Raw genomic sequence first — 14,007 nt, 5'->3', positions numbered from 1 at the left:
TGCCGCCCGGCGACGTCCCCTCGCCGGGCGGTGCGCCGTTACATGAATGCTGCGGTTTCATGATTGGCGTGCCGTTCCTTGGTTCCATGCCAAATGCTGGGACAGTAAGGGAGTGGAGAAACAGGAACTGCCGGCGGCCCTCGCCCAGGCCGTCACGGGGTTCGGACGGTACCTGACGGGTGAGCGGGCCCGGTCCGAGCACACGGTGCGTGCGTACCTGTCCGATGTCTCCAGTCTGCTGGGCTATGCGGCAGGCGAAGGCGTCACAGATCCCGGGGGGCTCGAGCTTGGAACCCTGCGGCGCTGGCTGGGCAGCCAGAGCGAGGCTGGAGCGTCACGTTCCACCCTTGCGCGCCGCGCCGCGACGGCGCGGAGCTTCACCGCTTGGGCGTTGCGGGAAGAACTTATCCAAACTGATCCTGCCCTGCGCCTGCAGGCCCCCAAGCGCGACGGCTCACTGCCGGGGGTATTGCAGCAGCAGCAGCTCGCCCGGCTGCTGGACGACCTCAATGAAGCAGCGAAAGACGGTGATCCCGTGGCCCTCCGCAACCGGGCCATGGTCGAGCTGCTCTACGCCACGGGTGTCCGGGTCGGTGAGCTGGCGGGTCTGGACGTCGATGACCTCGACCCCGACCGCAGAACCCTCCGTGTGCTCGGCAAAGGCAACAAGGAACGGACGGTGCCGTACGGGCTCCCGGCTGCGCTCGCCGTCGACGACTGGCTCCGCCGCGGGCGGGGAAACCTAGCAGTCCCGGACAGCGGCCCGGCCCTGTTCCTCGGCATGCGCGGCCGCCGCGTGGACCAGCGCCAGGTCCGGAGCGTGGTGAAGGGACTGTTCGAGGCGCTGGGCGATACATCGGCTACCGGCCCGCACGCCCTGCGGCACACCGCCGCCACGCATCTGCTCGATGGCGGAGCCGACCTCCGGGCGGTCCAGGAGATCCTCGGTCACAGCAGCCTTGCCACCACCCAGATCTACACCCACGTGTCGGTGGACCGGCTGCGGAAGAGCTATCAGCAGGCCCATCCGCGCGCCTAGGCGCTTTACACCGGCGCGTCTTCTACACCACGCCGAATTGCACTGGCGTAATTAGACGGTGTACGGCACAATAAGATCCAAGTTCGGCAACTTTCAAGTTGTGCTTGAAGCACCTGTCTTCAGGCGCTTCTTGTCAGCCCGGCAGGTAATTTCATAGATTGGCAGGAATCACCGGCACCACGCGGCGCCCAAAGCAGCAAGTATCCCGTCCATGCAGGTCGTTGGGGAAGACGTACCTACAGCTATGGAGGATGGAATGTCTGTTGCAATGACCCGCGGTGTGCTGTTTATTCACTCGGCCCCTACCGCACTGTGCCCTCATGTTGAGTGGGCCATTGGATCCGTCGTGGACAAGCGAACGGACCTGGAATGGACCCCTCAGCCCGCCGCGCCCGGCATGTTCCGCTCGGAGCTGTCCTGGACCGGCGCGCAGGGGACCGGTGCGCAGCTCGCGTCTGCCCTCCGGGGCTGGGCGCATCTGCGTTTCGAGGTCACCGAAGAACCCAGCCAGGGCGTGGACGGCGGACGCTGGTCCCACACACCTGAACTGGGCATTTTCCATGCCGTGACCGATGTGCACGGCAACATCATGGTGTCCGAGGACCGGATCCGCTACGCCTACGAGGCCGGCGCCGGCGATCCCTCCGCCGTCTACCACGAGCTGTCGCTTGCCCTCGGCGAGGCGTGGGACGAGGAGCTGGAACCCTTCAGGCACGCCGCCGAAGGCGCGCCGGTGCGCTGGCTGCACCAGGTCGGCTGAGGGCAGCCCGGCTAACACTGCTGAGCAGGCTGACGCGACAGCCAGCAGCAATCCCCCATAGCAACGAAGCAGCCCCCGCCAGTTAACTGGCGGGGGCTGCTTCAGCGTCCAATCAGGTCACATCACACACTGCGGATGGCAACGACGGCGTTGTGCCCGCCGAAGCCGAAGGAGTTGCTGAGCGCAACGATGTCGCCGGCCGGCAGGGCGCGGACGGAAGTCACGACGTCGAGCGGGATCTCCGGGTCCTGGTTCTCGAGGTTGATCGTGACAGGGGCCTTGCGTTCGTGCACCGCCAGGACGGTGAGGACGGCCTCGACGGCGCCGGAGGCTCCGAGCAGGTGGCCCATCTGCGACTTGGTAGCCGAGACGGCAACGTTCTCGACGTGGCTGCCGAGCGCTGCCTTCAGGGCCGTGTACTCCGGCTTGTCACCGACCGGCGTGGACGTTGCGTGGGCGTTGACGTGGACCACGTCCTCCGCCTGGATGCGGCCATCGAACATGGCTGCCTTGAGTGCGCGGGTGGCGCCCAGGCCTTCGGGGTCCGGTGCCGTGATGTGGTAAGCGTCGGCGGTCACGGACGTGCCGGCGAGTTCGCCGTAGATGCGCGCGCCGCGGGCGAGGGCGTGCTCCTCGGCTTCAAGCACCAGCGCGCCGGCGCCTTCGCCCATGACGAAGCCGTCACGGTCAAGGTCGTACGGACGCGAGGCGTGCTCGGGATCGTCGTTGCGGCGGGAGAGTGCCTGCATCGAGGAGAACGCCGCCAGCGGCATCGGGTGGATGGCGGCTTCGGCGCCACCGCACATCACGACGTCGGCCTTGCCGGAGCGGATCAGGTCCAGTCCGAGGTGCATGGCTTCCGTACCGGATGCGCAGGCGGAGACAGGGGTGTGCGCACCGGCACGGGCGCCCAGGTCCAGGCTGACAGCGGCGGCCACGCCGTTGGGCATGAGCATCGGAACCGTCATGGGCAGGACGCGGCGGGGGCCCTTCTCCTTCAGCGTGTCCCACGCGTCCAGGAGCGTCCAGACGCCGCCGATGCCGGTCGCGAACGCGACGGCCAGGCGGTCGGGGTCGATTTCGGTGATGCCGGAGTCGGCCCAGGCCTCGCGGGCGGCGATGACGCCGAACTGCGTTGAGGGGTCCATGCGCTTGGCTTCAACGCGGGACAGGACGTCAAGGGCGGGCGTGGTGCACCGGGCAGCGAAGTGGACCGGCAGTTCGTACTTGGCGACCCACTCATCCTCGAGGGTGCGGGCTCCGGAAACCCCCTTCAGCGCGTTCTGCCACATAGTGGGTACGTCGCCGCCGATGGGCGTGGTGGCACCCAGACCTGTAATGACTACTTTGCGTGTCATGGGATCACTCTCTGTCGGTGCGCCTGCCGTGTCCTGTGCTGCTGGCCGGAGGCCTGAGTGGGTGGCGTGCGGGGAATTCTGCAAGAAAATTTAGGGGTGGTGCATCGGCTGGCCGGTCCGGAATACGTGCGTCCGGTCCGGCCAGCCGGGTTCAGCCGCGAGGGCTGGAGCCTGTAGAGGCTGACGCCAACGAAGGCGTGTCCTGCTTACGCCTGGGCGCCGGAGATGAAGTCCACGGCGTCGCCGACGGTCTTGAGGTTCTTGACCTCTTCGTCGGGGATGCGGACGCCGAACTTCTCTTCGGCGTTGACGACGATGGTCATCATGGAGATGGAGTCGATGTCCAGGTCCTCGGTGAAGGACTTGTCCAGCTCGACAGCCTCGGGGGCCAGGCCGGTCTCTTCGTTGACGATTTCAGCCAGTCCGGCCAGGATTTCTTCGTTGCTAGCCATTGATGGCTCCTTTTCTTGTTATTGCCGGCAGGGGATGCCGGAAATGGGGCAAACCGCGGTTGCGGCTTGGTTATCGGAATTGCTACGGAAGGACAACCACCTGGGCGCCGAAGACCAGTCCGGCGCCGAAGCCAATCTGCAGGGCCAGTCCGCCGCTGAGTGCGGGGTTTTCCTGGAGCAGGCGGTGCGTCGCCAGGGGGATCGATGCCGCCGAGGTGTTGCCGGCATCGGCGATGTCCCGCGCGACCGTAACGGTCTCGGGCAGCTTGAGCTTCTTTACCATCTCATCGATGATCCGCATGTTGGCCTGGTGCGGAATGAAGGCCACCAGGTCCTCGGCCTGGACGCCGGCGGCTTCCAGCGCCTGCTGGGCCACCTTGGCCATCTCCCAGACCGCCCAGCGGAACACCGTCTGGCCGTCCTGGCGGAGGGTCGGGTAGAGCTCCTGCGCCTCTTCGAGGAGCGCGAGGTCACCGGTGGAGTCAGACCGGCGTGCCGCCATGCCAAGGTCGCGGACGTCCAGCATGGAGCGGGTCATGCCGATGGCATCCCACTTGCTGCCGTCCGAACCCCACACCGAGGGAGCGATGCCGGGGGTGTCCGACGGGCCGATGACAACGGCTCCGGCGCCGTCACCCAGCAGGAACGAGATGGTGCGTTCGCGGTTGTCGATGACGTCGGAGAGCTTTTCGGCGCCCACTACGAGGACGTAGTTGGCGGCCCCCGAACGGACCAGCGCATCGCCCTGTGCTATGCCGTAGCAGTAGCCGGCACAGGCAGCGGAGATGTCGAAGGCGGGGGCAGGCGTGGCGCCCAGCCGGTCGGCGAGGCTCGCGGCAGCCGACGGCGTGGCGTACGGGTGGGTCACCGTGGAGACGATGACGGCGCCAAGCTGGGATGCCTCGATCCCTGCCTTCTCCATGGCCTCACGGGCCGCGCCCTCGGCCATGTCGATCACGCTGACGTCGGCGGGTGCGCGGTGGCGGGTGACGATGCCGGTGCGCTGGCGGATCCACTCATCGGAGGAATCGATCCACTGGCACACGTCCTCATTGGTGACCAGGACGTCGGGGCGGTACGCGCCGATGCCCAGGATCCGGGTGTGCTCGTTGACCGGGGTCTGCTTCAGTACCGGCGTGCTCATGCCTGTCCTTCCAGTTCTGCGAAGAGTGCAAGGGCCGCGGACAGGTCGTCCGGCGTTTTGACAGCAACGGTCTTGACCCCCGGCATGCCCCGCTTTGCCAGTCCGGCCAGGGTGCCCGCCGGAGCGAGTTCGATCACGCCGGTGACACCGCGGTTCACGAGGGTCTCCATGCACAGGTCCCAGCGGACCGGGCGCGAGACCTGGGCGATCAGGCTGTCGACGGCGGCGTTGCCCGCGGTGACCTCCTGGCCGTCGAAGTTGGACAGCAGCGGCACGGCAGGTGCCTGCGGCTGCAGTTCCGGGCGGAGCGCCTCGAGGGCGCTCACCGCGGGAGCCATGTGCGAGGTGTGGAATGCGCCGGCGACCTTCAGCGGAATCACGCGCGCCTTGGCGGGCGGATTCTCGGCCAGGGCCTTGAGCTGTTCGAAGGTGCCCGCGGCGACGGTCTGGCCCGCGCCGTTGACGTTTGCGGGCGTCGCGCCGGCGGCCTCAATGGCGGCGAGGACCTCGGCGGGGTCGCCACCCACCACGGCGCTCATGCCGGTGGGGGTAACGGCAGCGGCTGCGGCCATGCTGTTGGCGCGTTCGCGCACAAACGTCATGGCTTCCTTTTCGGTGAGCACGCCGGCCAGTGCGGACGCCGTGATCTCGCCCACCGAGTGTCCGGCCAGGATGACCGGCAGCGTGCTGAGTTCGACGTCGAACAGCGACTTGGCGGCCACCAGTCCGGCCGCCACGATCAGCGGCTGCGCGACGGCAGTGTCCTTGATGGTTTCCTCGTCAGAGGTGGTCCCGTGCGCCGTGAGGTCGATGCCTGCAATTTCGCTCAGGGAGGCCAGATGGCCTGCTACGGAAGGCAGTTCCAGCCACGGGGCCAGGAAACCGGGGGTCTGTGAGCCCTGTCCAGGGCAGACGATTGCAAGCACGTATCCAGCTTTCCAAATTACCGGGTGATTCATTGGTGTTTGCGTACACCAACCTCACGGGGTCAGATTGTAGGAAGTCTACAACGGTTCAGTTCGTGTTCCGCACGGCAACACGCTCGACGGCGGGCTTCGGGGGAGTGGAAAGCCGCCCCACCACAAGGGCTGCCTGCAGCACGAAAGCTTCCCGGGGGAGCAGCGGATCCCAGCCTGTCACGTCACAAACCCGCTTGAGCCGGTACCGCACGGTGTTGGCGTGGACGAAGAGTTCACGCGCTGTCGCCTCGAGTGAATGCCCCAGCTCCAGATAGGTGCCGAGCGTTTCCACCAGCCCATTCGACGCCGCGAGGAGCGGCCGGTAAATGTTCTTCACCAGGGACCGCCGGGCAGCATCATCCCCGGAAATGACCCGTTCCGGCAGGAGATCGTCGGCTGCCACCGGGCGCGGGGCGGCAGGCCACGCCCGGGCGGCGGTGAGCCCGGCGAAGGCTGACTGCGCAGAGCCGCTGGCTTCGAGCAGGGAGCTGGCCTCCGCGCCGTAAACCACCGGACCGGGCGCGAACATCTCGCTGAGCTTCACATACGCGGTCTCCCGGTCGTGCACGCCGCCCAGGATCAGGATGAGGCGGTCGCCCTGGATCCCCACGAGGGCATCCTCCGCGTACCGGCCCGCCATGCGCCGCAGTTCGCTCACGTAGCTGGCGCTGGGTTCCGACGGCGAGTTTCCCACCATCACGGTGAAGCGTTCCTGTGCTTTCCAGCCGAGCGCGGCGATCCTGGAACGCAGCGCGTCGGTGTTTTCGCCGCGCAGGATGGCGTCCACGATCAGGGCTTCGAGCCGCGTGTCCCAGGATCCCCTGGATTCCGCGGCCCGGGCGTACACGTCGGCGGCGGCAAATGCCACTTCGCGCGAGTACCGGAGGACTGCTTCGCGAAGGGAGGGCTGGTCCGCTTCGGGAGCGATTACCGGGACCTGGTCCTCCACCACTTCCACGACGATCCGGATGAGCTGAAGCGCCTTCTGCAGGCTGATGGACCGGGTCAGTTCCGTCGGGGCAGTACCGAAAACGTCGGAAAGAATCCAGGACGGGGAACTGGGGCGCTCGTACCAAGTGACGAATGCGGCGATGCCGTTCTGCGCCACGAGTCCCAGCGCGGAGCGCTCGTCCGAACTGAGCCGGCTGTACCACGGCAGCGATTTCTCCAGCTGGCGCATGGTGGTGGTGGACAACTGGCCGACGCTGGCCCTGAGCTTTTTCAGGGTCTCCGTCTTCTCCGGAGACATGGTGCGGGAGGACGGTTTGCGCGGTGCAGGGGCAGGGGACGGCTCGGGCATAATCCGAGCATACGGTGCCTGCGGGACAAGCTCCATTTTGTGCAAAGGCTACAACTTCGCTTGTGCTGCATCACAACCCCTCCGGCGCTGGGGAAGCACCCCAAACGGACGACGGCGGCCCCCACCGTGGGTGGGGACCGCCGTCGTTCATTTTAGGCTGGGGCCACGCCCGCAGGGTTCCCTGGCCGAGCTTGCGAGGCGAGGGTGCGGGTGGGGATTATCTGGACAAAAACTCCCGCGCGGTGGGGATTAGGATTCGCCTCCGGCGTTGCCCGTGGTGCCCGCATTCACGTTGAGCAGGCGGTACTTCTCGATCGCCTGCGCGGGTGCCTGTCCGTCAACCTCGCCCTTGGCCGCGAGCAGCTGCAGGGTCTTCACAACGACGGAGTGGATGTCGTTCTTGAAGAAGCGGCGGGCGGCCGCGCGGGTGTCGGAGAAGCCGAAGCCGTCGGCGCCGAGGGTGGCGAACTCGTTCGGGATGAACTGCCGGATCTGGTCCGGGACGGCTTTCATGTAGTCCGAGACGGCCACGACGGGGCCCTGGGCGCCTTCGAGCTGCTTGGTGACGAACGGCTGGCGGGCGTCCTTGCCGGGGTTGAGGAAGGCCTCCTCCTCGGCGGCGAGGCCGTCGCGGCGCAGTTCGTTCCAGGAGGTGACGGACCAGACGTCGGCGGAGACGCCCCAGTCTTCGGCGAGGATCCGCTGGGCTTCGAGGGCCCAAGGGACGGAGACGCCGGAGGCGAGGATCTGGCTCTTGGGGCCTTCGGTGGTGGAGGCCGCGAGCTTGTAGATGCCCTTGAGGACACCTTCGACGTCGAGGTTCTCCGGTTCCGCGGGCTGGACGATCGGTTCGTTGTAGACCGTGAGGTAGTACATCAGGTTACGGTCGGTCGAGTCGTGCCCGTACATGCGTTCGAGGCCGCCGCGGACGATGTGGCCCATTTCGTAGCCGTAGGCTGGGTCGTAGGTGACCACGGCGGGGTTGGTGGAGGCCAGCAGCGGGGAGTGTCCGTCGGCGTGCTGGAGGCCTTCGCCGGTGAGGGTGGTCCGTCCGGCGGTGGCGCCGATGATGAACCCGCGGGTCATCTGGTCGGCGGCGGCCCAGAAGGCGTCGCCGGTGCGCTGGAAGCCGAACATGGAGTAGAACACGTAGACCGGGACCAGGGGCACGCCGTGGGTGGCGTAGGCGGTGCCGGCGGCGGTGAAGGCTGCCACGGCGCCGGCTTCGTTGATGCCGGGGTGGATCAGCTGGCCCTGGGCGGATTCCTTGTAGGCCAGGACGAGGTCCCGGTCCACGGACAGGTAGTTCTGGCCCTTGGGGTTGTAGATTTTCGCGGTCGGGAAGAACGCGTCCATGCCGAACGTGCGGGCCTCATCCGGGATGATCGGCGCGATGTGCTTGCCGAAGTTTTTATCCCGCATCAGGTCCTTGAGCAGGCGGACGAAGGCCATGGTGGTGGCGGCCTGCTGCTTGCCCGAACCGCGCTTGGCCACCTCGTAGGTCTTCGCCTCGGGCAGCTCGATGTCCGCGTGCTTTGAGCGCCGTTCCGGAACGGAACCGCCGAGGGCGGCGCGGCGCTCGAGCAGGTACTTGATTTCCGGTGCGTCCGTGCCCGGGTGGAAGTACGGCGGCCGGTAGGGGTCCTTCTCCAGCTGCTCATCCGTGACCGGGATCCGCAGGTGGTCGCGGAACTTCTTCAGGTCGTCCAGGGTGAGTTTTTTCATCTGGTGGGTGGCGTTGCGGCCTTCGAAGTGCGGGCCCAGGCCGTAGCCCTTGACCGTTTTGGCCAGGATCACGGTGGGTTTGCCCTTGAATTCGGTCGCGGCCTTGTACGCGGCGTAGACCTTGCGGTAGTCGTGGCCGCCGCGTTTGAGGTTCCAGATCTCGTCGTCGGAGAGGTCGGCGACGAGGTCCTTGGTCTGCGGGGTTTTGCCGAAGAAGTGTTCGCGGACGAACCCGCCGGATTCGGCCTTGTAGGTCTGGTAGTCCCCGTCGGGGGTTTCGTTCATGATCTTCACCAGCGACCCGTCGGCGTCGCGGGTGAGCAGGTCATCCCATTCCCGGCCCCAGACGACCTTGATCACGTTCCAGCCCGCGCCGCGGAAGAACGCCTCGAGTTCCTGCATGATCTTGCCGTTGCCGCGCACCGGGCCGTCCAGGCGCTGGAGGTTGCAGTTGATCACGAAGTTCAGGTTGTCCAGGTTCTCGTTTGCGGCGAGCTGGAGCAGGCCGCGGGACTCGGGCTCGTCCATTTCGCCGTCGCCCAGGAACGCCCAGACCTGCTGGTCCGCGGTGTCTTTCAGGCCCCGGTTGTGCAGGTACCGGTTGGACTGGGCCTGGTAGATCGCGTTCATCGGGCCGATGCCCATCGACACGGTCGGGAACTCCCAGAAGTGCGGCATCAGCCGCGGGTGCGGGTAGGAGGAGAGGGCGTGGCCTTCCTTGGACTTTTCCTGCCGGAACCCGTCCAGGTCCTCCTCGGAGAGGCGGCCTTCCATGAACGCCCGGGCGTACATGCCCGGGGACGCGTGGCCCTGGAAGAACACCTGGTCCCCGCCGCCGGGGTGGTCCTTGCCGCGGAAGAAGTGGTTGAACCCGACCTCATACAGGGTCGCGGCGCCGGCGTAGGTGGAGATGTGCCCGCCCACCCCGATCTCGGGCCGCTGCGCCCGGTGCACCATCACCGCGGCGTTCCAGCGCATGTACGCCCGGTACCGGCGCTCGTACTCCTCGTTGCCCGGGAACTGCGCTTCCTGGTCCACCGGGATCGTGTTCACATAGTCCGTGGTGGTCACCATCGGAACCCCGACGCTCTGCGCCCCGGCACGCTGCAGGAGACTGCGCATGATGTATTGGGCACGCTCCGTGCCCTGTTCCCTGATCAGCGCATCCAGGGACTCAACCCACTCGGCGGTCTCTTCCGGATCACGATCAGGCAGCTGGTTAGTCAACCCGCTGAGGATATGGGAGGTATCTTCTCCTGCAGCCACGTCCAACCTCTCTTTGCGCGCATTCAGCGGCGCACTCAGGTCCGGCAGGGTAGCTGCCCGGCGTGAACGCGTCGTGTGCGTCGTATCGGTTACAACAGCCCGGTCATGTGCGCCGGGCAGGGTTTTATCTCGTGTGTATGACTGCCTATTTGTCCGGGGCGGTTGCCCCGCTAGGCATAGTTGTCAACAGTCACTGTAGCTCCGACGGCTTGCGGATGCGTAGCCGCCCCTGAACCCTCCGGCCTATTTGACCGTCATACTTGTTGTGTGACGCACAATAAGCCGCACCGCGGCGCCCGTAGCTTGAAGCACACGCCCAAAGGGTGTTGGCTTGGAGTAATCGAAATCACCATGCACAGGAGGAACACGTGAGCGAGGCCGACGCCGCCACTTCGGTAAATGTGGCGGAAAAATTGGGTTTCAAGGACGGGGATCTGATTCAGGAGTTCGGTTACGACGACGACGTCGACCTCGACTTGCGTGATGACATAGAGGATCTGACCGGGTCGGAGCTTCTGGATGAGGATGATCACGACGTCGTGGACGCCGTGATCTTCTGGTGGCGGGACGGCGACGGGGACCTCGTGGACACGCTGGTCGACTCGCTCACGACGCTCACCGAGGGTGGCGTGGTGTGGGTCCTCACGCCGAAGTCCGGACGTGCCGGATATGTTTCGCCGTCGGACATCCAGGACGCGGCACCTACCGCAGGGCTGCACTGCACCACGTCCGCGGGCGTTTCCAAGGACTGGAGCGCCACGCGACTGGTGACCAGGAAGAACAAGTGACCGGACAGGCCGCCGTCGCAACGGTGGACCTCGCCGGAGTGCCCGAAGTAGGGCAGCAGGCGCCGGACTTCACCCTGGTTAACCAATTTGGTGAGCCCGTCCGGCTCGCCGATTTTCGCGGACGCAACGTGGTGGTTATTTTCTACCCCTTCGCGTTCTCGGGCATCTGCACCGGCGAGCTGTGCGAAATCAGGGACAACCTCGCAGTCTTCGAACATGCCGACGCCGAGGTGCTGGCGGTCTCGGTGGACAGCAAGTTTGCCCTCCGGGCGTACGCCGAGCAGGAAGGCTACGAATTCAGCCTGCTGGCAGACTTCTGGCCGCACGGCGCCGTTGCCGGAAAGTACGGCGTGTTCGATGAGGAAAGCGGAATGGCAAGGCGCGGAACGTTCATCATCGACGCCGGCGGAACGGTCCGGTACGTCGTTGTGAATCCGCGCGGCCAGGCCCGTGACCTCACCGAATACCGCCGGGTCCTGGCAGAGCTGGCCCAGGGCTAGGCGTTAGGGCCAGCCCATGGACCAGCGGCGGACCGGCATCGGCCTGACAGGCTTCGCCAGTCTGCCTGCGGCTCCAGCCGCCGCGTCGTCGGCCGGCGACCTCGAAGCATTGGGCGGGATCCGTGACGTACTGGCCGGGCTGCCCCTGGCACTTCTGACGGGGGCAGGGCTCAGTACCGACTCCGGCATACCGGACTACCGCGGACCGGATTCGGCCCCGCGCTCACCCATGACTTACCAGGAGTTTGTGGCTGAGGCGGCCAACCGGCAGCGCTATTGGGCGCGCAACCACATCGGCTGGTCCCACCTGAGGCGAGCCAGCCCCAACGCCGGCCACGCCGCCGTCGCAGTCCTGGAGCAGCGTGGGCTCCTGACCGGACTCATTACCCAGAACGTGGACCGCCTCCACGAGGACGCCGGCAGCGTCAACGTGGTGGACCTTCACGGACGCTTCGACCAGGTGATCTGTCTGGAATGCCGCCGCACGTATTCACGGCAGCTGCTCGCCAAGGTTCTGGAGGAGCTGAATCCGGACTTCCTTGGCCATGCCATGGAATCCGGACTTGTCGAGATGGCTCCCGATGCCGACGCCACAGTGGAGGACCTGCGACTGATCCGGAGCTTTGTGGTTGCCCGCTGTCCTGCGTGCGGCGGCGTCCTGAAGCCGGACTTTGTGTACTTTGGCGAGAACGTCCCCAAGGAGCGCGTGGAGCGCGCATACGCAATGGTGGATGAAGCCCAGGCCCTGCTTGTTGCCGGTTCCTCACTCAGCGTCATGAGCGGGCTGCGGTTTGTCCGTCACGCCGCCAAACAAGGTAAAGCCGTTGTCATCATCAACCGCGGCCAGACGCGCGGGGACGACCTCGCCACGGTCAAGCTGGAAGCCGGAGTAAGCGAGTCCCTTGCCTGGCTGGCAGATGAATTGCCCGCCCTCGCTGCCCCAAGACCCGATTAGCGTTTGCGGGCACTGTTCGGGTAGAGTCTATGTTCGTTGGTTGGAGCGCTTCGGTGCGAAAAACCTCTCTTTGGGTCTTTAGCTCAGCTGGTAGAGCGCCACGTTTACACCGTGGATGTCATCGGTTCGATCCCGGTAGGACCCACCACGAAAACCCCGTTTGACCAAGTCTTCGATCTTGGTCAGGCGGGGTTTTGTGTTTGATGTCGGTTTTGTCTTTAATGTCTCTGCCCGGCCATAACCTGCGGGCATGGAACATGTACTTGTGAGGACCGCTGCCGACGGGCAGCCGGGCGCTGTCATCCGCGGCGGCCAGGAATGGACGGTGGGCGCGGAACCGCTGCGATGGTTTGAACGCGTCAGTTGGTGGGAGGCGGAGCGCCGGATGCCGCTGGGACGTAGCCGCGTTGACGTCGAAGTGTGGCGGCTGCAGACCCGGCTGGGGCGAAACGCGGGTTCGGCGCTGACCACCATGGAGATCATCCGCGACGGGCTCGGCGGCGGGTGGAGGCTGCGGAGCGCGGTAGCGGACCATGCCGCCGCGGAACACGCTGTTGCGAATGCGGCCTGAGCAGCGGGCGCAGAGATCGGGGAAGGCTTAAGAACCTGACAGGCCTGAGATCCGAAGAGGCCCGAGAATTGGATAAGCCTTCCACCGCGACTATTGGGGGATGCCGCGGTGGAAGGCTTGAAATTGAATATACCGTGAACATCCGGAAACACGAAACCATTAGGAAGGTTACTTCCAGTGGTCCTTTTGCGGGTGACCAGGCGGGGCCTACGGCGGCAGCCGTCCAGCCAGTATGATGGTATGTGTTCAGTTGACTGGACGTTTTGGCATCGTCGCCGGTGATTGCGCGCGGTGCAGTCTGCCGACCCCCGCTGTCTGAGCGCGTACCGATAAGGAGAATCATGGCCGATTCCCGCACCCCCAAAGCCACTGACGGACTGGGCAGCGCATCCCCGGCGCCGGCCGTCACGCGGGCAGCCGCCGTTCTGGAGTCGCTCGCGGCGTCCGCCACTGGCCGGCTTACCCTCAGTGACCTCGCCCGGGACCTCGGAATCCCCAAGTCTTCCACGTCCAATCTCCTGCTGGCCCTCGAGGAGGCCAGGCTCATCAGCAGGCAGGGAGCCGAGTACACGCTGGGGCGCAAGCTCGTTGAGTTGGGTGCCGCCTACTTGAGCCGCCTCGATGAAGTCCAGGAGTTTTACCGTTTCTGCGAGCAGGCGCCCACGCTGTCAGGTGAAACAGTGCGCATCGCCATGCTTGACGGCTCCAACGTGATCTACCTGGCACGGTACGAGGGCCATCCGGCCGTCCGCCTGACATCCAATATCGGCGACAAGATGCCGGTGTCCCTCTGCGCCGTGGGTAAGGCCCTGATCGCCAGGCTTCATGACCACGACATCGATGCGATGTTCGCTGACGATACGGAGCTACCCGTGCTGACGCCCAAGTCACTGCGCACGGGTGCGGAACTGAAGGCCCAGCTGGAGCAGATCCGGGAGCAGGGCTACGCGTTTGAAGACGAGGAATCCACTACAGGTGTGGTGTGCCTCGCCGTAACCGTGCCCACACGAGGAGCGCACGGCCCCAGTCTTGGCCTGTCCGTCACCGCACTGAAGGCGACCTACTCGCAGGAACAGGGTGCGCAGATGGTCAAGGAGCTCAATGAGCTGGCCAGATCCCTCGGCAACCCCATGGGCTAAGCGAAAACCCAGACACTATTGGCTCAACGTTCATCATGTTGTACGCTGTTC

Annotated in this window: 13 protein-coding genes and 1 tRNA gene; 8 read left to right on the top strand and 6 right to left on the bottom strand. The window is 65.7% G+C overall.

Annotation, left to right across the window (positions count from 1 at the left end):
* Nucleotides 1-112: 112 nt before the first annotated feature.
* Together LFT45_RS13390 and LFT45_RS13385 are read left to right on the top strand one after the other, a co-directional pair.
* The gene (locus LFT45_RS13390; protein WP_236803751.1) at nt 113-1,039 is read left to right on the top strand and encodes a tyrosine recombinase XerC; all 927 of its coding nucleotides are present in this window, start codon (nt 113-115) and stop codon (nt 1,037-1,039) included.
* Between the two features lie 256 nt (nt 1,040-1,295).
* Complete coding sequence (locus LFT45_RS13385; RefSeq protein WP_003806074.1) at nt 1,296-1,799, top strand: DUF3145 domain-containing protein; 504 nt, start codon at nt 1,296-1,298, stop codon at nt 1,797-1,799.
* Between the two features lie 122 nt (nt 1,800-1,921).
* On the opposite strand, the gene fabF is transcribed toward LFT45_RS13385, so the two are convergent.
* The 6 genes from fabF to aceE form a co-directional block, all read right to left on the bottom strand.
* Nucleotides 1,922-3,157, bottom strand: a complete 1,236-nt coding sequence (fabF, locus tag LFT45_RS13380) for a beta-ketoacyl-ACP synthase II (protein ID WP_236803750.1) — start codon at nt 3,155-3,157, stop codon at nt 1,922-1,924.
* 206 nt (nt 3,158-3,363) lie between these two features.
* Nucleotides 3,364-3,609, bottom strand: a complete 246-nt coding sequence (locus LFT45_RS13375) for an acyl carrier protein (protein WP_190602322.1) — start codon at nt 3,607-3,609, stop codon at nt 3,364-3,366.
* An 82-nt stretch (nt 3,610-3,691) separates the two neighbouring features.
* Nucleotides 3,692-4,753, bottom strand: a complete 1,062-nt coding sequence (locus tag LFT45_RS13370) for a beta-ketoacyl-ACP synthase III (protein ID WP_236803748.1) — start codon at nt 4,751-4,753, stop codon at nt 3,692-3,694.
* Nucleotides 4,750-5,679 carry an ACP S-malonyltransferase gene (locus tag LFT45_RS13365; protein ID WP_180987325.1) on the bottom strand — a complete coding sequence of 310 codons (930 nt, stop codon included), beginning with the start codon at nt 5,677-5,679 and terminating at the stop codon, nt 4,750-4,752. Before LFT45_RS13365 ends, LFT45_RS13370 begins: the two co-directional genes overlap by 4 nt.
* 88 nt (nt 5,680-5,767) lie before the next feature.
* A complete protein-coding gene (locus tag LFT45_RS13360; RefSeq protein ID WP_272912716.1) occupies nt 5,768-7,012 on the bottom strand; it encodes a PucR family transcriptional regulator in 1,245 nt (414 codons plus the stop codon).
* A 249-nt stretch (nt 7,013-7,261) separates the two neighbouring features.
* Nucleotides 7,262-10,003, bottom strand: coding sequence for a pyruvate dehydrogenase (acetyl-transferring), homodimeric type (aceE, locus tag LFT45_RS13355; RefSeq protein ID WP_236803747.1), 2,742 nt, complete (start codon nt 10,001-10,003; stop codon nt 7,262-7,264).
* A 368-nt stretch (nt 10,004-10,371) separates the two neighbouring features.
* Here aceE and LFT45_RS13350 point away from each other — a divergent pair, with 368 nt between their 5' ends.
* The 6 genes from LFT45_RS13350 (at nt 10,372) to LFT45_RS13325 (ending at nt 13,956) form a co-directional block, all read left to right on the top strand.
* The gene (locus tag LFT45_RS13350) at nt 10,372-10,791 is read left to right on the top strand and encodes a DUF3052 domain-containing protein (protein WP_236803745.1); all 420 of its coding nucleotides are present in this window, start codon (nt 10,372-10,374) and stop codon (nt 10,789-10,791) included.
* Nucleotides 10,788-11,291: a peroxiredoxin gene (locus tag LFT45_RS13345; RefSeq protein WP_236803743.1), complete on the top strand. Its 504-nt coding sequence runs from the start codon at nt 10,788-10,790 to the stop codon at nt 11,289-11,291. Before LFT45_RS13350 ends, LFT45_RS13345 begins: the two co-directional genes overlap by 4 nt.
* A 16-nt stretch (nt 11,292-11,307) precedes the next feature.
* Nucleotides 11,308-12,246 carry an NAD-dependent protein deacetylase gene (locus LFT45_RS13340; RefSeq protein WP_236803741.1) on the top strand — a complete coding sequence of 313 codons (939 nt, stop codon included), beginning with the start codon at nt 11,308-11,310 and terminating at the stop codon, nt 12,244-12,246.
* A 72-nt stretch (nt 12,247-12,318) separates the two neighbouring features.
* Nucleotides 12,319-12,394 (top strand) — tRNA-Val (locus tag LFT45_RS13335).
* A gap of 102 nt (nt 12,395-12,496) precedes the next feature.
* The gene (locus LFT45_RS13330) at nt 12,497-12,817 is read left to right on the top strand and encodes a hypothetical protein (RefSeq protein WP_236803740.1); all 321 of its coding nucleotides are present in this window, start codon (nt 12,497-12,499) and stop codon (nt 12,815-12,817) included.
* A gap of 341 nt (nt 12,818-13,158) precedes the next feature.
* Nucleotides 13,159-13,956: an IclR family transcriptional regulator gene (locus tag LFT45_RS13325; protein WP_236803738.1), complete on the top strand. Its 798-nt coding sequence runs from the start codon at nt 13,159-13,161 to the stop codon at nt 13,954-13,956.
* The last annotated feature ends 51 nt before the right edge of the window (nt 13,957-14,007 follow it).

Source organism: Arthrobacter sp. FW305-BF8 (genome assembly GCF_021789315.1).
Lineage (GTDB): Bacteria > Actinomycetota > Actinomycetes > Actinomycetales > Micrococcaceae > Arthrobacter.
The sequence above is the reverse complement of the archived record's forward strand: the minus strand, read 5'-3'. Positions and strand labels throughout refer to the sequence as shown.

Coding starts and splice junctions, on each gene's coding strand:
- fabF (WP_236803750.1), bottom strand. CDS start 3,157: ATGACACGCAAAGTAGTCATTACAGGTCTGGGTGCCACCACGCCCATC.
- LFT45_RS13385 (WP_003806074.1), top strand. CDS start 1,296: ATGTCTGTTGCAATGACCCGCGGTGTGCTGTTTATTCACTCGGCCCCT.
- LFT45_RS13330 (WP_236803740.1), top strand. CDS start 12,497: ATGGAACATGTACTTGTGAGGACCGCTGCCGACGGGCAGCCGGGCGCT.
- LFT45_RS13360 (WP_272912716.1), bottom strand. CDS start 7,012: ATGCCCGAGCCGTCCCCTGCCCCTGCACCGCGCAAACCGTCCTCCCGC.
- LFT45_RS13325 (WP_236803738.1), top strand. CDS start 13,159: ATGGCCGATTCCCGCACCCCCAAAGCCACTGACGGACTGGGCAGCGCA.
- LFT45_RS13340 (WP_236803741.1), top strand. CDS start 11,308: ATGGACCAGCGGCGGACCGGCATCGGCCTGACAGGCTTCGCCAGTCTG.
- LFT45_RS13370 (WP_236803748.1), bottom strand. CDS start 4,753: ATGAGCACGCCGGTACTGAAGCAGACCCCGGTCAACGAGCACACCCGG.
- LFT45_RS13375 (WP_190602322.1), bottom strand. CDS start 3,609: ATGGCTAGCAACGAAGAAATCCTGGCCGGACTGGCTGAAATCGTCAAC.